14 protein-coding genes are annotated in these 21,323 nt (G+C 65.4%); 11 read left to right on the forward strand and 3 right to left on the reverse strand.

The genetic code is table 11. From position 1 onward, the window contains the following. Positions 1–23 precede the first annotated feature (23 nt). The 7 genes from R8G01_09325 (at position 24) to R8G01_09355 (ending at position 6,806) form a co-directional block, all read left to right on the forward strand. Positions 24–503 carry a hypothetical protein gene (locus tag R8G01_09325; GenBank protein ID MDW3214184.1) on the forward strand — a complete coding sequence of 160 codons (480 nt, stop codon included), beginning with the start codon at positions 24–26 and terminating at the stop codon, positions 501–503. Further along, on the forward strand, positions 500–1,033 hold the full coding sequence (locus R8G01_09330; protein ID MDW3214185.1) for a glycosyltransferase: 534 nt from the start codon (positions 500–502) through the stop codon (positions 1,031–1,033). Before R8G01_09325 ends, R8G01_09330 begins: the two co-directional genes overlap by 4 nt. Beyond that, positions 1,030–1,953, forward strand: a complete 924-nt coding sequence (locus R8G01_09335) for a sulfotransferase (protein ID MDW3214186.1) — start codon at positions 1,030–1,032, stop codon at positions 1,951–1,953. Before R8G01_09330 ends, R8G01_09335 begins: the two co-directional genes overlap by 4 nt. Positions 1,954–2,314: 361 nt before the next feature. Next, a complete protein-coding gene (locus R8G01_09340; GenBank protein ID MDW3214187.1) occupies positions 2,315–3,319 on the forward strand; it encodes a hypothetical protein in 1,005 nt (334 codons plus the stop codon). A gap of 4 nt (positions 3,320–3,323) precedes the next feature. Then, on the forward strand, positions 3,324–4,460 hold the full coding sequence (locus R8G01_09345; GenBank protein ID MDW3214188.1) for a hypothetical protein: 1,137 nt from the start codon (positions 3,324–3,326) through the stop codon (positions 4,458–4,460). Continuing rightward, complete coding sequence (locus tag R8G01_09350; GenBank protein MDW3214189.1) at positions 4,457–5,317, forward strand: sulfotransferase domain-containing protein; 861 nt, start codon at positions 4,457–4,459, stop codon at positions 5,315–5,317. The genes R8G01_09345 and R8G01_09350 overlap by 4 nt, the downstream gene beginning before the upstream one ends. Positions 5,318–5,681: 364 nt before the next feature. After that, entirely contained in the window at positions 5,682–6,806 is a 1,125-nt protein-coding gene (locus tag R8G01_09355; GenBank protein MDW3214190.1) for a polysaccharide biosynthesis C-terminal domain-containing protein, read from the forward strand. A 2-nt stretch (positions 6,807–6,808) separates the two neighbouring features. Here the strand turns inward: R8G01_09355 and R8G01_09360 are convergent, their stop codons facing one another. Next, the gene (locus R8G01_09360) at positions 6,809–7,768 is read right to left on the reverse strand and encodes a glycosyltransferase family 2 protein (protein ID MDW3214191.1); all 960 of its coding nucleotides are present in this window, start codon (positions 7,766–7,768) and stop codon (positions 6,809–6,811) included. A 655-nt stretch (positions 7,769–8,423) separates the two neighbouring features. Here R8G01_09360 and R8G01_09365 point away from each other — a divergent pair. Then, positions 8,424–8,978 (forward strand): hypothetical protein, encoded by a 555-nt coding sequence (locus tag R8G01_09365; GenBank protein MDW3214192.1) that lies wholly within the window; start codon positions 8,424–8,426, stop codon positions 8,976–8,978. A gap of 433 nt (positions 8,979–9,411) precedes the next feature. On the opposite strand, the gene R8G01_09370 is transcribed toward R8G01_09365, so the two are convergent. Next, positions 9,412–16,431, reverse strand: coding sequence for a PKD domain-containing protein (locus R8G01_09370; protein MDW3214193.1), 7,020 nt, complete (start codon positions 16,429–16,431; stop codon positions 9,412–9,414). Between the two features lie 507 nt (positions 16,432–16,938). On the opposite strand from R8G01_09370, the gene R8G01_09375 reads away from it, so the two are divergent. Next, on the forward strand, positions 16,939–19,137 hold the full coding sequence (locus tag R8G01_09375) for a glycosyl hydrolase (GenBank protein ID MDW3214194.1): 2,199 nt from the start codon (positions 16,939–16,941) through the stop codon (positions 19,135–19,137). Positions 19,138–19,210: 73 nt separating this feature from the next. On the opposite strand, the gene R8G01_09380 is transcribed toward R8G01_09375, so the two are convergent. Further along, positions 19,211–19,708, reverse strand: coding sequence for a 5-formyltetrahydrofolate cyclo-ligase (locus R8G01_09380; GenBank protein ID MDW3214195.1), 498 nt, complete (start codon positions 19,706–19,708; stop codon positions 19,211–19,213). A gap of 24 nt (positions 19,709–19,732) precedes the next feature. Here R8G01_09380 and R8G01_09385 point away from each other — a divergent pair, with 24 nt between their 5' ends. Next, positions 19,733–20,263 (forward strand): flavin reductase family protein, encoded by a 531-nt coding sequence (locus R8G01_09385; GenBank protein ID MDW3214196.1) that lies wholly within the window; start codon positions 19,733–19,735, stop codon positions 20,261–20,263. Between the two features lie 3 nt (positions 20,264–20,266). Further along, positions 20,267–21,274: an amidohydrolase family protein gene (locus tag R8G01_09390; protein ID MDW3214197.1), complete on the forward strand. Its 1,008-nt coding sequence runs from the start codon at positions 20,267–20,269 to the stop codon at positions 21,272–21,274. Positions 21,275–21,323: the final 49 nt, after the last annotated feature.

Here is a 21,323-nt window from a genome sequence, read left to right on the forward strand (position 1 = left end):
GTGGCGGACGGACTGAGGACCCAATGAGCGAGGCTCGAGCACACGTCGGTGCGAAGCGGGTTCTCATTGCGAGTTCCGCAGGCGGACACCTCGCTCAGCTTCTGCGCCTCGAGCGGTGGTCGGACCAGCACGATGTCACGTGGGTCACGTTCGAGCTTCCGGACGCCGTCAGCAACCTCGAGGGCCGCAAGGTCGTCTGGGCGTATCACCCGACCACCCGGAACATCAAGAACCTGCTTCGGAACACCTGGTTGGCCATTCGCACCGTGAGCCGGAGCCGACCGGATCTCGTCATCTCCTCTGGCGCAGCCATCGCGGTTCCGTTCTTCTGGGTCGCGAAGCTCTTCGGCGCGAAGACCGTCTACATCGAGGTCATCGACCGGTTCGACACTCGCACGATGACGGCTCGACTCGTCTCCCCCGTCACCGACCTGGTCCTGGTGCAGACACGTCCACAGCTGGAGCTCTTCCCCGGGAGCCATCTCATCGGAACGCTGCTGTGAGCGACGTGTTCGTCTCGGTCGGGACCGACCACCACCCCTTCGAACGTATGCTCGACTGGGCTGAGATGCTTCACGGCCAGTTGGGACTCGATGTACTCGTACAGCGCGGCGCGACGCCGGCACGAAACAACCTACGAAGCGTCGACTACCTCTCGCAGCCCGACCTCCGTGCGGAACTGAGTTCGACGAAATCGGTGGTCTGCCATGGCGGCCCGGGGACCATCGCGGTGGCCATGGAGCACGGTCACCGACCCGTGGTCGTACCCCGGAACCCGAGCCGCGGGGAACATGTCGACGATCACCAAATGCGATACGCCGCCGAACTCGAACGTCAGGGCGTGATCGACATCGCAAGATCGTCCGTCGATCTGATCCGCATGCTCAGCGAGCCACGGCCAGTATCTGTGCCGGACGTCAGTCGATCGACAGCGGCCGTCTCGGAGTTCGAGCGCCTCGTGGGAGATCTGCTCGCCGGCACGGCCCCGAAACGCCGGCTGCGTGATCGCGTGCTGATCCGACGCACGAAATGAGCACGATCGTCTACATCGGGGCCGTCGGTCGCAGCGGCACGACGCTTCTCGAACGAACGCTCGCCACATGTGAGCGCGCAGCGGCACTCGGCGAGCTCGTCCATCTCTGGGATCGCGGTGTCGGGCTGAACGAACCTTGCGGGTGCGGGCTGCCGTTTCATTCGTGCCCCTTCTGGCTGGAAGTCGGACGACGAGCATTCGGAGGCTGGGATCTGGTCGACCTCGACGAACTCCGACGCGACCGCCGCCGCGTCGACCGCAACCGCTACATCCCGTGGTTGATCGCCCCTCGACTGGCCCCGAGGCCGTTCCAGCAAGCCCGCAACCGACTCATCGGGACGCTCGATCAGCTCTACATCGCGATCGGTGAGGTGGCGACAGACACTGGCAACGTCGTCCTCGTCGACTCGTCGAAGCACCCGTCGTACCTGTTCCTACTCCGGGCACTGCCCTCTCACCAGCTACGACTCTTACACGTCGTCCGGGACCCACGCGGCGTTGCCCACTCGTGGACAAAACGCGTCAGCCGCCCGGAGTCGTCGGAGGACATGGAGCGACTGGGGACGGTGTCGGCGGTCGGACGTTGGACGAGCCACAACCTGCTGTTTCAACTGGCGTCCTGGCTCAGGGTGCCGACGCAGCGCCTGGCGTACGAACAGTTCACGGCCGATCCAACAGAACTGTTCCGGCGCGCGGAGGCGCTGCTGTCGGGTGGCGACTCGCTCGGTTCCGTGCCCGACCTGGCCGGCAACCTCGTCGAACTCGGCATCGATCACACCGCTTCGGGTAACCCGATGCGGTTCAGATCCGGAAACTTGACGATCCGTTCCGATCAGGCGTGGCGTTCCAGCTTGCCCAGCGGGTCGCGTCGAGTGATCGAGCTGCTGACCACTCCCCTCCGCCAGTGGTATGCCCGCTGAGACGGTCACAGGTGTCGCCGTCGGAGACACCTCCGCCAGGTCACGGCCCTCACCGGCTCAGCCCTTTCGCGGCCGGTCGAGACCTCGGTCGGTCTGGCTCCGCCCCGGATGGATCGTCTTCGGACTGTTCACACTGAACCCGCTCCTCTGGGCCATGGGGTTGGGCGGCTTCATCTGGGCGGGTGCCGCCGTGCCCCTCTGGGTCTGGATCGCACTTCGACCGCCTCTTCGTTGGCCGCCTTCCGTCTGGCTGTTCGCCGTCTACGTGGGCTGGGCAGCGTTCTCGGTCATCAGCGTCGACCGGTTCACTCGGCTCATTGTGTTCGGCATGCGATACGCGGAGTACCTCGCTGCATTGGGGTTGGCGATCTACGTCTACAACGAGTCTCGGGTCAGTCGGCGCCAGTTCATCGACTGGATAGCAATGCTCTGGGTGTGGGCGATCGTCGGCGGGTACTTCGGACTGTTCTTCCCCAACGTGCGACTGACGAAGACTCCTGTCAGTCTCGTCCTCCCCGATTCGATCGCCAACGACGAGTTCATCGCAAGTCTTGCCAAGCCCCGGTTGGCCCAAGTGCAGAACCTCTTCGGCATCGACATTCCGCGTCCCTCGACGTTGTTCGCCTTTACCAACGAATGGGGAGGCGCGGTCGGTCTGCTGACCCCGTTCTTCATTGCCGCCACGCTGTACTCGGACGATCCCCGCCGACAACGTCTCGGCATTGTGGGCTTGCTGGTCGCCATACCTCCCATGGTCCTGTCTCTGAATCGCGGACTCTGGATCAGTACCGGCGTGATCTTTGCAACAGTCGCTGTCCGGAGCTTTCTCGTCGGTCGGACGGGACCGCTGAGGCTTCTCGCAGCGAGCGTTGCCATCCTGGCCGCGCTTGTTGCCCTCACGCCGATCGGTGACGTCGTCGCCGGTCGGCTGAGCGAGTCGGACGCCGGCGCCCGGGCCGGGATCTACCAGGAGGCCTGGGAGGGAGCCAAGCAGTCTCCCATCGTGGGTTGGGGTGGAACCCGACCTTCGATCAATCCGTTCTCGCCGGCCGTCGGAACGCACGGCCACATCTGGTATGCAATGTTCGCGCATGGGCTTGTCGGACTCGCTCTGTACCTTGTGTTCCTCAGCGGAGCGATGTGGAGAGCGGTGATGCGGACGGATCCCATATCCATCATGTTGGCGAGCGTCGTGTTCGTGGCCGCCGTGCAGATGATCTTCTACAACATGTTCCCGGCGCCGCTCCCCATCATCCTGACCGCGATCGGTCTGCTGTACCGGAGCGACCAGGCCCTCGAGGGCCCCAACACCGACCGACCCCGACGATCCCGGAGGCCTCATGTGCCCGCCCTCGACGAACGGTGACACCGTGAGCCTGGATGCGGTAGCAGTACTGTGGCCCGACGAGGTGGGGCAGCCGACCGGTAGCGGCCCCACCCGTTCGCAGCGGCTCGTCGCCCTGCCCGACTCCGCACGACCCCGACAGCTCCACCCATGGCACTGGGCGAGCATTCGGGCGACCGCCTCGCGCCGCAGCGATGATCGGCCTCGCTCCCGAATCTGGCGCGACACGGCCGGCTTGGCCGGTCTCCTCAGCATCGGGGCGCTGGCCTCGCGTCGTCGGTTGCAGGTCCGTGACGACGACAGTCTGGTCGCCCACATCGCGGAGGTCCTCGGACTCGGAGAACCCCTTGCGACGGTCTTGTGTGGGCCCGAACGGGCGAACCAGAAGCCGGTCGTTCAGCTGTACGACCGGCGCGGGAAGACCTTGATGTACGTCAAGGTCGCCTGGAGCGACCTCACCCGTCGGCTGCTCCGGTCAGAACTCCATGCCCTGACGCATCTCGCTCGGACGTCCACACGCGGCTTCGCCGTTCCTGAAGTCGTGGCGACCGGCGACTTCGGTGCGGCGACATGGCTGGCGCTCACTCCCGTGAGCACCCTTCATCACCGGCCGCCGACGCTCGACGCGCACGATGAACTCGCCCGGCTCATCCAAGCGACCGGTGTGACCTCCGCCGATTCGACCGAGAAGTCGAAGTTTGTCGAACTGCTTCGACGAGAGACGATGTCGTTGCGTCTCACCGGCCCGGCGGTGGCACAGTTGACGGCACAGCACGCCGATCGGGCGTTGAAATGTGGCGCGAGCCACGGCGACTTCGTCCCCTGGAACATCCTGTCCGGAGCCCCCGAGGCCGCCGTGTGGGACTGGGAGCGCTACCGCCTCGAGGCCCCCGCCGGTTTCGACCGATTCCATTTCCGCGTGCAGACAGGCATGCACCGTCGACAGCAAGCGCTACCGGATGTCCTGAGTGACGTTCGGACGAACTTGGACGAGATCGTGCCCGAACTCGATCCCATCGATCGACATGTTCATTTCGACTGGTACGTTGCCGATCTGCTCGGTCGCTACGAACGGGACGGCGGCGCACACCCATCAGCCCAATTGGCGACGTGGACGAACATGCTTCACCAGGCCCTCCAGACACGACTCGAGACATCATGAACACGTTCAAGAAACGAGCCCGACAGACCGCCGCCGAACTCGGTCGTCAACTGACCGCTCCCATCGGGATCGCGACCTCGACGTGGCGAATGTTGCCGGACTTCCTCATCGTCGGCGCTCAGCGAGCGGGCACCACTTCGCTCTACAAGTACCTCACGCAGCATCCTGACGTCGGTTCGGTCCGTCTGGGTAAAGGGGTTCACTATTTCGACACGAACGCCGACAAGTCGCTCGCATGGTATCGGTCACACTTTCCGCTCCGCCCGGGAGTCGTGCCGTTCGGGCAGCGCCCGACTCACGTCGGCGAGGGCGCGCCGTACTATCTCTTTCATCCGGAGTGCGCGTCCCGGATCAACACCACCCTTCCATCGGCGAAGATCATCGCAATACTTCGAGATCCGATCGAGCGGGCTCATTCTCATTGGGCCCACGAAACGGCTCGAGGATTCGAGGACCTCTCCTTCGAACGAGCGCTCGACGCAGAGGAGGAGCGCTTGGAAGGTCAAGCGCAGCTCCTCTCCGAGCCGACCGGCTACAGTTTCCACCACCAACACCACTCGTATGTGGCGCGTGGCCAGTACGCCGAACAGGTCACACGTCTTCGAGACGTCTTCGGTGAAGATCGAGTTCTGATCCTGTCGTCGAACGAACTCTTCACCGAGCCCTCCGAGGCCTACTCCAAGACACTGGAATTTCTCGGTTTGAGCCCGTTCTCCGCCCAATTCAGGGTGCACAACGCTCGCACCTACGAGGGTATCGAGCCGGCTACCGAACAACGGCTCGCCAGACTGTTCGACGAGTCGAACGAACGGCTCGTGGAGATGCTCGGAGCCGAGTTCGACTTCCGTCGTGGCTGACGGCCTCACAGGCCTCGGGAGGCGAAGCGCCCTCGCCCTCGTCTCGGCAGGGATCAGCGGGGTGGCGACCATCGCCACCCTGCTCATCGTCAGTTGGACATTGACGAGATCGGACGCCGGTCAGTTCTTCGTCGCCGCATCGGTCTTCGCAATCGTTCAGGCACTGAGTTCCTTCGGTGCAGAAACCGCGCTGCAGTACTTCGTGCCGACGATGTCCCCGTCGGCGGCTCGCCGAATGATCGGCATCGTGGTGGGATGGTCTGCGTTGGCGGGGACCCTGCTCGCCGCTGCCGTCTGGTGGCTGGCCGGCCCGGTCGGACGCCTCCTCTCGGAGTCGGACGCGGGCGAGTCGAACACGGCGTCGGTGATCCGTGTCATCGCCCTCACCCTGCCCTTTGCCGGACTCTACGAAATCACGCTCGGAGCGCTGCAAGCGCGCGACGAGGTGCTGGTCGCGATGGTGCTCGACCGCATCATCCGGCCAACCGTTCAGATCGGGGGAATGATCGCTGCTGGGCTGCACTTTGCGTCAGCGCGCTCCGTGACGCTCGCGTGGGCTGTCCCTCATGTGTTGGTCGTCATCGTGGCACTCGGCCTGCTGACGCGAACTCACGTCGAACGTCGGCGCACACCCGACGAACACGTGTCTCAATCGATGCTCTGGCGCTACACCGCCCCGCGGTCGATCGCTCGCACCGCTCAGACGCTGACACAGCGATTGGATGTTCTCATTCTCGCCGCCGTGTATCCGCTGGAGGAGTCCGGTATCTACGGAACGGTCTCACGCTGCATGATCGCCGGGGTATTCGTGGCCACGGCATTGCGTCAGACGATCCAGCCACAGCTTCGCCGCTTGGTCGTGGGGGGCGACCAGGATTCCGTTCGAGGCCTGTTTGGTCTCTCGACGACCTGGTTGGTGCTCGTGAGCTGGCCCGTCTACATCGTCATGATGACGCACGCGCCTCTGGTTCTGAGCGTCTTCGGTGACGGATATGAGCGTGGAGCGCCAGCGTTGGTCATCCTCTCGGTCGCAATGTTGTTCGCCACCTCATGTGGACTCGTCGACGTCGTGCTCCTGATGCTGGGTAAGTCCTGGCTCTCGACGGTGAACATCTTGATCGCTCTCGCGCTCAACATCGTGCTCAACCTGATCCTTGCCCCGGCGTACGGAATGGTGGGATCGGCGATCGGGTGGCTGGCCGCCATCTTGGCCACCAACCTGCTTCCCCTCCTTCAGGTGCAGCGTCACGGGTTGTCTCCGCTCGGACGTCCGCTCGCCACGGCAATTCTCGTTGCATCAGCCACGATCGCGCTTCCGATGGCGCTCACCCGGCTGATGTTCGGGACCGGTGTCGCTCCGTTCTTCGGGGTATTCGCGATCGCGCTCGTTCTCTACGGCGTCACACTGTGGAAGCTTCGAAGCCGAGTCGCTCTCGATCAGCTGATGCGAGACATCCGGAGATCCCCGAAGTCACCAGCGGTCGCCTGAGTTCAGATCCCGCGGCCCCGCCGGTGGGCCCACGCCTTGATTCGTTCGGGATTCGCGAGGCGCAGAGCCACGGCGACCGCCAAGTACGCTCGCGGCTCCAACGGACGCCGCACGAGCGTTCGAACGATGTCGCGGGCCGCCTCTCGACGGCGCCCCACCGCCGCCAGGGCAAACGAACGTTGACCGAGGATTCTGCCGTAGCCTGAGCGGCTCTCACGGAATTCCGGGTGCTTGTCGACGAGGTAGTCGAGCGCTTCGATGATCACCGGCCAGTTGCTCGAGAAGAGCGACTGACCCCAGCGCACGATCACGTACGGGGCAGGAGCGATGGCGATCGGACCGACCTTGGCTGCCCTGATGATCCAGTCGTAATCCTCGGCAAAGCTGCCAGGGATCTGTTCGTCGACGAGCCCGATCTGGTCGATCAGTGCGTGCCGCCGGACGACGACCGACGACGGGTGGGCTTCCATCACCCGCGACCGAATCAGCACGTTGAGCTCGAGGGTCGATCCCTCCGGAACCCGATCGGTGGTGCTGTCCGAGTATTGGATCCGGATCCCACTCACCGCTGCGACAACACCCGGTTCGAAGAGGGCGACTTGAGCGTTCAGCTTCCCGGGGAGCCATTCGTCATCGTCATCACAGAACGCAACGAACTCACCATCGCTGAGCGAGATCCCCGAGTTGCGCGCTCCAGCGAGACCGGGCGAGCGCGTGTTCGTCGTCACCTTGACGGAGCGTCGAGGTCCGTCCGCCGCAGGTACTGTCTCGAGTCCGGGATCGGGCTCGCTTCGATCGAAGACGATCACACATTCGATCTCACCCGCGTACTCTTGCCCGAGCGCAGCGTCGATCGCCTTCCGGAGCAGTTCCGGGCGGTTGTGCGTGGCGATCACCACCGAAATCTTGGGTGCAGCGGCGGACCCGTCCGCCGAGCTGCGACTGTCCGAGGTTCGCACCATCCCCGGGAGGCTATGGGCCCGCTCGCGCCCCAACAACCGCGTGCGACGAGCCATCGAGCAACCGTCGGTGTCGCGACGCAGCTCCGGTTGCCGCGAGACCACCACCGGGCCGGGAGTTCTCTGCGATACAGTTCGAGCGATGTTTCGGCCGAGAGCGGCGGCGGCTGCGGTGGCATTGAGCTTGATGACAAGCTGCACCCAAACCGTGATCCAGAGCGACGCGACGTCCACGACTCGAAACACGTTCGACACCGACTCCTCGGCAACCGGAACGACGGGATGTGAAGTCACCCCGCTCCTGGTGCCGACGTGTGGCGCATGGTTTGGCGTATCGTCTCCGTCCGCTGACGGCCGGTACGACTACGTTCGAGGTCTCGCCGAGTACGAGGCGCGCGTCGACGAGCGGCCCGACATCCTCCACTTCTACCAACGAGGAGGCGAACCATTTCCTGCACCTGAGCACATCGCGTTGGCCGAGCGCGCCGGCGGGCAGCCCAGCATCCTCCACTTCGCGTGGAAACCCGCCACGGACATGAGCTGGAGGCGCATTGCCGCGGGCGAAGCGGATGAGGGCATCGATCGGGTTGCGTCGGGTCTCTCGGCGTACGAACGTCAACTCTTCCTCACCATCCATCATGAGCCGGAGAATGACGTCGTGGACGACAGCACGGCGGGGATGACGGCCGACGACTACGTGGACATGTATCGACACGTTGTCGGCAAACTGCGGTCAGCCGGCGTCAACAACGTCGTCTACGTGATGAACTACATGGGCTTCGAACGGTGGGCCCCGATCGTCGATGCCCTCTACCCGGGCGACGATGTCGTCGACTGGATCGCGTATGATCCATACGCATTCGAACGCCACACCACGTTCGCCCACATGCTCAACGATCCGAACGATGCCGGCTGGCCCGGCTTCTACGAGTGGGCGACGGCCAAGATGCCCGGAACGCCGATCATGTTGGCTGAATGGGGCTTCGACCTGGCTACGAACAGCAGAGCGGCGGACATCGTTCGCGAGGCCCCTGACACGCTCCGAACGCAGTTCCCCGCCATCAAAGCACTCGTCTACTGGAACGACCGCGCCCGTTCGATCGATGCCAGGCTGAGCGGAGATGCTGCTCATGCGAACGAGTTCGCCGACGCCCTGAACGAGGTCGCATCGCACGAGTACTTCGCCATGACACCGACGCCGGGTACGCCCTAGCGATCCGCGATTCGCACCCGGCACCACCGTCCTGGTGATCCCGAGTTGTCCGAGCCGTCGAGCCGACTCGCCATGTTCGACCCTCGGCGACAGGCGCGGTCGGGTCGGCTTCCCCACTCATCTCATCGAGTCATCGACTGGTCGAACAGATGCCATCGAGCAGTCCGAGGGCAGCCGCGCATGAGCCGCTGTGGCCACAGAGTGGCACCACCGTCGAACTCGCGCTGTCGACCTGAGACGCCGCACCGAACGAGTTCTCGGACGTAGCGCCGACGAAGCCGGTCGCCCATCGTGAGCCCCGTGGACGGGGCCGCCGACTCCGCTCGGAGACCACGGTCAGGGGCAGGGTGCCCCGGGGCAGTCGCCGGCAACGCGAACTGCCGCCGCAAATGCGGCGGCAGCTGCGCGGTTCAGCGGCGGGTCACCGCAACGTTCACTCGGTCACGACGACATCGAAGAAGATCGTCTGCGACGCCCCCCACACGTCGGTCGCCATGAGCGACACCGTCTTCGTACCCGGCGCCGCGTACACGTGCACGGGGGCAGCGAGGCCGCTCGTGACCCCGTCACCGAAGTCCCACGACACCGTGAACGTGTCGCCGGCATTCGAGTCGAACGAGCCACTACTCGAGAACTGGCACGAGAGTTGCGTACACACCGTCGGGTCGGCCACCGGCGTCGGGGCGACGTTGCCGACCGGGACCGACACGTCGACGACGACATCCACACTCGCTGCTGCGCCCCAACCATCCGTTGCGGTCAGTGTGACCGTGTAGATGCCGGGAGCATCGAACGTGTGCGACGGGTACGAGGAGGTGCTCGTCGTCGTGTCACCGAAGTCCCACGACAACGAGTACGAGTCGCCGGCATCGGGCTCCGCAGTTCCGAGACTCGAGAAGTTGCATCGCAACAGCGTGCACGACGCCGCAGCGATGACCGGGGTCGGAGCCTGGTTCCCGACCGGCGTGGAGATCACGATGTCCTTCGACACCACTTGGGACGACACGCCATAGAAGTCGGTCACCGTGAGCGTGACCGTGTAGGTCCCCTCGGCCGTGTACGTCCGCGTGGGCAGCGGACCGGACCCGGACCCGTTACCGAAGCTCCACGAGTACGACAACGTCGCGACGTCCTCGTCGGTCGAATCACGCCCGTCGAACGTGCACACGTTCTCGTCGCACGAGATGCCGAAATCGGCGGCGACAGGCGGATCGTTCGGCGGGCTGGTCACGGTTGCCGTCGTGGTTCGAGGCACTTCGGTCACAGCGCCGCGCTGATCGTAGCCCCGGGCGTAGATGGTGTAGTCACCGTCGGGGATCGGCGGCGAGGTGTACGAGAAGTTCGAACCGGGCGAGCCGGGGCTCGTCAGGAACGCACCACGCCAGTTCGGCGAGCCGCTGGTGAACGCACCGCTGGAGCTCATGTACAGGCCGTCGCTGTTCTGGATCGCCACCTGTGCGCCGGCGATCTGCCGGTCGTCCTCGACCCGCCCGGTCACGATGAGCCGGGCGTCGTTGAAGACGGTGCCGGCGGGCGGTGAGAGGAGCGAGACGATCGGGGCCGTGTCGCCCGGGAACAGCTGATACCGAGCCGTGGCACCCGTCTGTGACGTGTCGATCTGACCCGACGTGTCGTAGGCGTACACCTCGACGTACCAATCACCTTCGTTGGGGAGTTCGACATCGATGCGGAACGTCACCGACGTCAGGTCGGTCGGGTTCTCCGGATCTGCCGGTTCGATCGCGGTCACCGGCAGGCGGGTTCGAGCTCCGCCGGTGGTGCCGTCTGCGAGCAGGTACAGCCCGGTGTCGAGGTCTCGGAACTCGAACCGCAGATCGGCGACGCCGAAGTCGTCGGTTGCCGTTCCCGTGAGGCTGAGCTGCAGCACGTCGAGATCGGTGATGGTGCCGGTCACGTCGAGGCGCGCATCCGGCGGCGAGTCGCCCTCGATCTCGACGTCGACGTCGAGTTCTGCTTCGAAGGTGCCCGACGTCGTGAGCCCAAGATCGTCGGTCGCTCGGATCTCGAACTCGTAACGACCCTGTTCGAGCGTGAACGGCGTCGTGTACGTCCAGTTGTAGCTCGTTCCGGAGATATCGACCGGCGAGATGCGGTGCCATCCACGGTTGAGGCCGATGCCCCAGAGGCCTGCTCTGTCGAGGTTCTCGTCGGTGATCCTGTTTCGGATCCGGATCTCCACGTCACGAAGCCCCTCGTCATCCGTTGCGATGCCGCTCAGCGTGAGGGGCGCACCGGGGGCCACGACATGGACCTCGTCGAACGGCGGATTGACGAGCACCGGCGAGGTGATCGCGACTTCGGGGCGGATCGCGGTCGCGCTGACGATCCAGGTCCGATCGGCGCTGCGCAGGTCGGACTGACCGGCGACGTCGACCGCGATGGCCTGCATCGACCACTCGCCCTCGTACGGAACGCTGACCTCGTACGACCAGGTCGCGTCGACGGCTCCGATCACGTCGGGCACCGTCGTGAAGGTGTTGTAGGCGGCACTGACGCTGCCGTCGTCCTGGATGTACCGATCCTGAGCGTCGCGGAGCGAGATCCGGATCGCCGACACGCCGACGTCATCCGAGGCGGTACCCGAGACCGTGAAGTCGAGCGTCGGCACCGTGCCGCGCGGTTCGGAGATCCCGGTGGTCGGCGTCTCGTCGTCGAGTCCGAACGTCTCGAACCGCTGGATGTCCTTGACCGGATCGCTCGTGCCGTTGTTGCCATACGCTCGTGCGAGGACCCTGATCTGCTGGTTGCCCGACACGGTGAGGTACTGCGCCCACTCGGTCGACGTCGCTCCGGGCGACGAGAGGTCGGAGACGATGATCGAGTTCCACGAGCCCCAGGTCTGCAGATCGTCCTGCAGATACCGGTTGGCGCCGTCGATGACCTCGATCTGGACCCGCTGGACGCCGCTGGTAGCCGTGGCGGTCCCGCCGATGACGAACGGTTGGTCGCTCTTCTCGACCCGACCTTCGATCGGCGAGAGAATCTTCGTCTCCGTCTGACCGACGTTGTTCAAATCGTTGAGGTCGTAGAACGCCACTCGCCCAACGTTGTAGCCGCCTTGGGTCGTCGCATCACCGCCGGTGATGAGCCCACGGGGCGTCCACAGCATCGCCTTGTTGCCCTCATAGGAGTTGGAACCGGGGTTCCACTCGATCGCCTTGCCATTGGCCGGGTCGATGGCGGCGATGTGCTCGCGGATCACGATGTCGTCACCGAGGCCGTAGCCGGCCAGACCCTGCCCTCGGCCGTAGCCGACGTTGTCGAGACCGGGCCAGGGGTCGGGCGCTGTCTGCGACTCCACGTAGTTCATGTGACCGCCGACGAACACCGCGTCATCACTGATGTCGATCGAGTAGATGCTGTCGAACATGCGGCTGATCCAGAGCGGTTCGACGAAGTCACCACCCTCGATCGGATACGCGATGGCCGTGTCGCTGATCGGCGGGCGGTCGCCGCCGGAGCCCGACCCGACCACGAAGTACTCGCCGTTGGGGGCAATGGAACCGGTGAAGATGCGGGTCACGCCGCCGACTCGTGCCAGGTTGTCGTCCCAGAGTCGGCTCCGCCACGGCAGCAGATCGTTCGTTTGCGTGTCGATCAGCGCCATGCCGTAACGGTCCTGACCGCTGACCTGGCGACCGGTGTGGACCACCAGCAGCTTGTCACGGTCCGGAGTCAGATCCATCGCCTGCACGGTCAACAGACCATCGACGCCGATGCCGCCGGAGAGGTCGTTGACGAAACTGCCGACGAGCTGCCCGGTCGTCGCGTCGACCGCTGCGAGACCGACGCGCTGAGTGTTGCGTACGGTCGTGAACTGACCGCCGACGTACACGGTTGACTCCGTGGCGGCCACCGACGTCGCCGCCGCGTTGGCGTTCGCCGAGAACGACGTGATCGTCGCTCCGGTCACCGGGTCGATCGCCGCGATCTTGCGGCGGGTGATGCCGTTCACCGTGTTGAAGCGGCCAACGACGTAGAGCCGGGAACCATCCGGAGATCTCGTGATCTCCGTGACGCTGCGGTCGAACGTCGGACGGAAGTTCGTGTCGACCAGCCCGGTGTCGATGTTGTACGCAGCCACCCAGCGCTGGTCGACCGTCGTGTTGTTGCCCGGCACGTTGTTACGAATCGAGCTGAACCCGCCGACGATGTACACACGATTGCCGATCAGTTCGAGGTCGGTGATCTCGCCGGTGCTGATCACCGGGACGTTGCGCCGAGGAACGTCCGGCGGCAACAGCTGAGCCGGAAGTGCCGGAGCGGTCACCGTGGTGGTCGAGACCAACGTGTCCTGCTCGCCGTCATCGTCGGTGACCGTGAGTTCGACGTCGTAGTCCCCGCCGAAGAGGAACGCGAACTCCGGTGTCGGGCCGGCGTCGGGCATCGACGTGCCATCGAAGATCCAGTCGTACGTGACGATCGTGCCACTCGGCTCGAAGGATGCAGCCGCATTGAACGTGCAGGACAGATCGACGCAATCGGACGTGAACGACGCCGTCGGCGGCACGTTCACGGGTTCGGTCGACGTCACGTCGACGGAGGCCTGGTCTTGCAGACCACCATCGTCGACGACCGTCACCGTCACCGTGAAGATGTCGGCCGTCGCGTACACGTGTTCCGGTGTCGGACCGGCATCGGTCTCCACCGTGCCATCGCCGTAGTCCCAATCGTACGACACGATCGAACCCACGGAATCCGTCGACGCAGACGCATCGAACGAACACGTCAGATCCACACACGTCCCAGGAGCCAACGCCGCGACCGGCGCCACGTTCTCGACAGCATTCGCCACCGACTCCGCAACCTCGGACACCGCACCATCGTCGTCGGTCACGACCAACGACACGTCGTACTCACCAGCCGCGACATACGCATGCGACTGCACGACATCACCAGCGGGCAACAGCGTCCCATCACCGAGATCCCAACTGTAGGAATCCACCGATCCGTCCGGATCGACCGACCCCGACGCATCGAACTCACACGACAAGAACGTGCAGTCCACCGTGAACGACGCCGTCGGCGGCACGTTCACGGGTTCGGTCGACGTCACGTCGACGGAGGCCTGGTCTTGCAGACCACCATCGTCGACGACCGTCACCGTCACCGTGAAGATGTCGGCCGTCGCGTACACGTGTTCCGGTGTCGGACCGGCATCGGTCTCCACCGTGCCATCGCCGTAGTCCCAATCGTACGACACGATCGAACCCACGGAATCCGTCGACGCAGACGCATCGAACGAACACGTCAGATCCACACACGTCCCAGGAGCCAACGCCGCGACCGGCGCCACGTTCTCGACAGCATTCGCCACCGACTCCGCAACCTCGGACACCGCACCATCGTCGTCGGTCACGACCAACGACACGTCGTACTCACCAGCCGCGACATACGCATGCGACTGCACGACATCACCAGCGGGCAACAGCGTCCCATCACCGAGATCCCAACTGTAGGAATCCACCGATCCGTCCGGATCGACCGACCCCGACGCATCGAACTCACACGACAAGAACGTGCAGTCCACCGTGAACGACGCCGTCGGCGGCACGTTCTCGACCAGGATCGGAGCGAGGGCGATCGTCCACGCGATGCCCTTGGTCCCCGAGGAAGTCGAGACCGCAGTCGCCCCAGGCAACTCGCCCGCTGAGGCGATGCGATCGCCGACGAGTGCGGTCACCCTGCCTCCGCCAGAACCGATCGAGGTCGCCCGAACGTCGACCTCGGCTGGCGCGGTCCAACCGGTGTTCGAACCCTTGTCGGCCCACGCGCTGAGCACGACGGTGCCGTCTTGGGCCACCGACTGCGGGGCGGTGGTCAGGGATGCCGACGATGCGCCGATCGTCGTGGCGGTCGCCGTCGTTGCCGGGAACACGCCCGAATACGCGACGAGCGTCAGTGCCGTCTTGCTGTATGCACCCAGGTCGACGGTCACCGTCGAACCCGCACTCCCGCCATCGGCGGTGGCACCGAAGACCGCCGACGACATGCTGGGCGTCGTCGCGGTTCGTCCGTCCACCTCGTAGCCGAGCAGGTCCCAGCCGGTCGGCGTGTCGATCGACTCTGTCGTGTTGGTCGACACGATGAGCACCATCTGGTCGCCGGGCTCCACTTCGGTGGGCACCGTCACCGACGGATCCAGACTGTTGAGGTTGTTCGAGCTCGACCCCCTGAACGCGGGTGCGGTTCCTGTGGGTGGCGCGCTCGGTTGTGCGACGAGCTGCGCCGGTGGCGACACAGCGCCTTCGTTGTCGGTGACGGTCAGGGTGACCGTGTAGTCGCCGGCACTGGCATAGATGTGGGTCGGGTCGACGACGTTCGCGCCCGATGCACCGTCTCCGAAGTCCCAGGTGTAGTCGACGACCGACCCGTCGGCATCGGAGGACGCTGCGGCATCGAAGGTGCACGACAGGAAGGTGCAGCCGACCGTGAACGACGCAACCGGCGTCGCGTTGGGTCCGTCGTGGGTGGTCGTGACCGTGACGCTCGCGTCGTCGTCCAATCCGTCGTCGTCGGTCACCGTCACCGTCACCGTGAAGTCGTCGGCCGCGGCGTAGACGTGCTCAGGGGCGGGCCCGGCATCGGGCATCGATGTCCCGTCGCCGAAGTCCCAGTCGAACCTCACGATCGTGCCGTCGGCGTCGAACGAAGCGCCGGCGTCGAAGGAGCAGGTCAGATCCACACAGTCACCGGTCACAGCTGCCGTCGGCGTGGCCTGGACGACGCCGACCGGAGCCAGCTCGATGGTCCACGCGATGCCCTTCGTACCGACGTCGGTCGACGTGGCGGTCACGCCGTCGACGGGCCCGGCAGCCACGACACGATCGGCCATCAATGCGGTGACTCGACCGCCGCCGGATCCGATCGACGTCGCGCGCACGTCGACGCCTTCGACGGTCCAGCCGGTGTTGGCACCCTTGTCGACCCAATAGTCGATGAGGATGGTGTCGTCCTGGCCGGCGACCAGTGCGGAGGTGGACAGCGTGTCGGAAGCCGAGTCGATCGTGGTCGCGTTCGCCGACGAGGCCGGCTGCGCACCTGCGTATCCGGCAACCGTGATCGCCGTCTTGCTGATCGTGCCCAACGACAACCCGACGGTGGCACCACCGGCGGCACCGTCGGCCGTCCGCGTGAAGACCGCCGACGTCATGTTCGGCGAGGTGATCGTGCGACCATCCAGCGCGGTACCGAGCAACGTCCAGCCGGCCGGGGTTGCGATGGCGGTGTCGGTGTTCGTCGACACGACCATCACGAGCTGATCCCCGGCCTGCACTTCGCTCGGCAGGGTGACCGATGGGCTCTGGCTGTTGACGTTGACGCTCGACGCCCCCCGGAACACCGGCGCCGCGGCGAATGCCTGCGACGTTCCGATACCCAGGGTCGTGGCGATCAACGACAGCACCACGACCAATACACGATTCCGCCTCATTTGCACTTCCGCCTTTCGGTGAACACTTGACCTCGCCAGGCCACGTTCCGGTTGAACGCGCCCCCGACGACGAGGCAGCCGCCACTCTAGGTGCCGGTTTTCGAGTTGTCGACCCCATTCTCGGTAGGCCTCATCGCGTTTCACCTGCTCAGGCCCCATAAGTGGCCGTGGCGGCGCATGCACTCTCCGTGGCAAATCGGTCTCGCTCGGGGCCCACTCAGCACGTCAGCCGTGGACCGACCCCGCCGGAGAGTTGCCTGACCTGGGGGTTCTCGTATCTCGCATCCTCAACCCTCAAGTGCAGGGTGAGGGGTCGATCTTGACAGAACTGGGCCCTGAGATGGCATAGATCGTGGCCCGCCTCGCGTTCCACACAAAAATTCTCTCGGACTGCAAAATGCTGGTCAACCAGCTTCAGGGATTCCGGGCCCGGCCCGATTCGTGGTGGTCGCCGAACATCGGCGCAGATGCGGGCGCATCACGAGATGACCACGAGGAGCCTTCACCATGACCATCGTTCGCAGGATCGGATGGGCCGCCGCGACGGCGGTCGTCATCACCACGACGGTGACCGTCGGCACGTCGTTCGGAGCGCAGCGCTCGAACAACGTCTACGGCGTGGTGTACCACGACGCCGACAACAACGGAGTACGTGGCCGGAACGAAGCCGGGATCCCCGACGTCGTCGTGACCGCCGGCGGGCGCACCACCGTGACCGGTGCCGATGGCGCGTGGAAGATGCGAGTGCCGCGGGGCTCCACCGTCGAAGTGATGACCGGCTGGTACCGATCACAGTGCGACACCACCACCTGCACGTCCGGTCCCGGTCGAGACCAGGACTTCAAGGTGGCCTACCAGGCGATCAAGGCGAAGGTGTACTCCAAGACCCGTCGCCTCGACGTCGGCCTGCTGCCGGACTGGCCGGGCGGCTATCCGATCCCCGCCACGCCGATCCCATCGAGCGCTCACGACGTCGCCGTTCGCGTCTCGTTCGTATCGCCCACCGGAACCGCTGGAACCTCGAACTGCTTCCGGACCACCACGGTCAAGAACCGGGCGTGCGCGATCGGCGACCAGCCGTCGTTCCTCGTCCAGGTCTACAACGAAGGCACCGAGCCCGTCACCGATCCCTCCGGGCACCTGGTGCTCCCGAAGGGCACCTCCATGGTGTCGCTGGAGAGCGCCGACACGAACCACCCCGCGTTGCGCACGGTCACCACGGGCACGCCCGACCCGGGAACACGCAGTATTCCGTTCGAGATCGCCGGACAGATCCCTCCGGCTGCCATGGGCGTGTACGAACTCACGCTCGTCGTGACCGATGATGCGCCACTCACCACCACCTTCCAGACCCGCGGCGCCTATCCGAACCCGGTCGGCGCTCGGATCACCTCGGTGCCGAACGACGTCGAAGGCGACCGATGCACCCAAGTGGCCGGCTGCCCATGGGGACTGACCGACAAGCAGATCTGGCCCGACAACTCGGACACCGTCGGCTTCGCGATCGTCGCCGCCGTCGACGCGGCCTCGGACACGGCAGCGACGACGACCACCGTGCCGATCGTGACGATCCCTCCTGCCACGACGACGACGATTGCGGTGACTTCCCCCACGACGCAGCCGCCGACCACCACGACGACCACCACGACGACCAGCACGACGACGACCACGACGCTCCCGATCGTGACCATTCCCCCGTCGACGACCTCCCCCACGACGACGACCACCACGACCGTGCCGGTGACGAGTCCGCCCGCGACGACCACACCGCCTGCTCCGACCGAGTGCGTCGTGTCGGATCTGTTGGTGCCGTCGTGTGGTGTGTGGCTGGGTGCCACGACCCCGTCTCGTGACGGCTCGTTCGACTACGACCGCGGTCTCGCCGAGTACGAAAACGTCGCCCAGAACACCCCCGACATCCTCCACTTCTACAAAACCGGCGCCCAGAAGTTCCCCACCTCGTGGGAGATCGCCCAAACCGAGCGGCCCGGCAAACAACGCAGCCTGCTGCTCTACAACTGGAAACCCAGCAAATCCGACACCTGGGCCCAGATCGCCAACGGCGCCGCCGACAGCGAAATCGCCACCGTCGCCAACAGCTTGAAGAAATACCCCGACAAGCTCTTCTTGAACATCTTCCACGAACCCGAAGACAACGTCCAAGACTGGTCCGGCTCGGGCATGACCGCCGCCGACTACGGCAACATGTACCGCTACGTCGTCAACAAGCTCCGCGCCCACGGCGTCACCAACGCCGTCTACGTCTGGAACCCCATGGGCTACTACGGCTGGCGCCACTACTTCGACGACCTCTACCCCGGCCACGACTACGTCGACTGGATGTGCTACGACCCCTACGCCACCGACAACCGCTTCAACGGCTTCGGCGAACTCATCAACGACGACCGCCCCGACCTCAACTGGCCCGGCTTCTACAACTGGTCCCTCACCAAAGCACCAGGCAAACCCCTCATGATGTGCGAATGGGGCGTCGACGTCGACGGCAACGCCGACCCCGCCTCGGTCCTCAAGGTCGACCCCAACACCATCATGGCCAAGTACCCCCACCTCAAAGCCCTCGTCTACTTCAACGACAACGGCCGCTGGGACACACGCCTCACCAACACCACCACCAAAGGCAAAGCACTCGGCGACGCCTACCGCAACTTCGCCAACCAACCCATCTTCAACCAAATGACCCCCTGACCACCCCCAACCACCCACCCACCCCGCCACGAACCCACCGGGCCGCTGCGGCGCGTTGCGAGCGCCCTCATGATCAGCCGTGCTGCGGGCCGACCACACCGGACTCGGTGACCACCGCGTCGAGGGTCACGTCGTGCTCCTCGGTCGGCAACTCGCCGACCATTTGGACGTCGAACCCGACCCCGATCTTCAGCGCATCGGGGCGCATCCGGGCCAGGAAGCGGTCGTACCAACCGCCTCCCTGGCCGAGTCGGTGACCGTCCGGGGTGAACCCGAGACCCGGCACGACGACGACGTCGACCGCTGCCGGATCGATCGGGTCGTCGGCATCGGGTGACGGTGACGGCGCCACCGTCGCCACCCCGTGGGCTCGACACCATTCGACGAAGTCGGCGAGATCGGGCTCGCCGGGCACGGGTTCGAACACCATCACCGTGCCCGGCGTCAAGGGGCCGACCAACTCCACGAGCGCGGCCCAGATCCGCCGGGATCGCCCGTCGTCGACCACCTCGCGACGCCGATGCCGTAGCTCGCGCCGCAACGACATCTTCACCGAGGTCGGATCGATCACGCGGCGCAATCTAGTGTCGAGACCGTGAGCGATACAGACCCTTCCCCTCAACCCGCATTCGACGCCAAGGACTTCCGCAACGTCCTCGGTCACTTCCCGACCGGCGTGACGATCGTGACCGGCACCCACGAAGGCGATCCCGTCGGTTTCACGATCGGATCGTTCACCTCGGTGTCCCTCGATCCACCGATGGTCGGATTTCTCCCGCAGACCAACAGCACGACCTGGGACGCCATGGCCAAGGACGGCTCGTTCTGCGTGAACGTCCTGTCCCGCGATCAGGCGGATCTGTGCTGGAAGTTCGCCAAGAGCGACAACGAGGGCGAGCGCTTCGACGACGTCGACTGGCACCCGGGCCCGACCGGCTCGCCGATCATCGACCGCGCCGTCGCCTGGATCGACTGCACCGTCGAAGAGGTGTACGAGATGGGCGACCACTACTTCGTGCTGGGTCGGGTCGTCGCGCTCGAGGCCGACGCCGACCACGACGGCAGCGGCCCGTTCCCCCTGCTGTTCTTCAAGGGCACACTCGGCGGTTTCGAGTCGGAAGGCTGATCGGTGCAGCCCGGCACGCCGGAGTGGTCGGGCCAGGTCGTCGAGGACATCGTCGATCCCGAGACGGTCATCGTCGATCCGCACCACCATCTCTGGCCGACGGGCGGCGCACTCCCCTACGGCACCGACGACCTCGCCGCCGACACGACCAGCGGCCACCACATCGTCGCGACCGTGTTCATCGAGTGCCGGGCGGGCTACCGACCCGACGGCCCGGAGCACCTGCGCCCGGTCGGTGAGACCGAGTTCGTCGTGGCATCGAACGAACAGCTCGTCGCCGACCACCCCGACGCACCGCCGATCGCCGGCATCGTCGCCCACGCCGACCTCAGCCTCCCGCCGACCGAACTCGACGAGGTCCTCGACGCTCACGCGGCCACCGCCGGCGACCGTTTCGTCGGCATCCGCGACGCACTCGCACGCGCGATCGAGCCCGACGCGCTGACCATCCCCGGCCGCGCCGCCGAAGGCAAGTGCACCGACGACGCGTTCCGCCGCGGCGTCGGTGAACTCGGGCGCCGCGGACTGGTCTACGACACCTGGCACTACCACCACCAGAACGCCGAACTCCTCGAACTCGCCCGAGCGGTCCCCGGCACGACGATGGTCCTCGACCACTTCGGCACACCGCTCGGCGTCGGGATGTACGCCGGCCGCCGCGACGAGATCTACGACGAGTGGGCGCAGGGCGTGTCCGACCTCGCGAGGTGCGACAACGTGGTCGCCAAACTCGGCGGGCTCGCGATGCCCGACAACGGCTTCGGATGGCACGCAGCCGATCGACCACCGACCTCCGACGAGTTCGTGACCGCACAGGCCCGCTACTACCACCACACGATCGAGGCGTTCGGCCCCGAACGGTGCATGTTCGAGAGCAACTTCCCGGTCGACCGGTTGTCGCTCTCGTACCCCGTCCTGTGGAACGCGCTCAAGAAGATCGCGGCCCGATACGACGCCGACGAACGATCGTCCATGTTCGAGGGCACCGCCCGTCGCGTCTACGGCATCTGACGCGCGATCCGACACACACGATCCGGGCACGCGGCAGGCAGACTGACGA

The organism is Ilumatobacteraceae bacterium, from assembly GCA_033344875.1.
GTDB lineage: Bacteria > Actinomycetota > Acidimicrobiia > Acidimicrobiales > Ilumatobacteraceae > Ilumatobacter.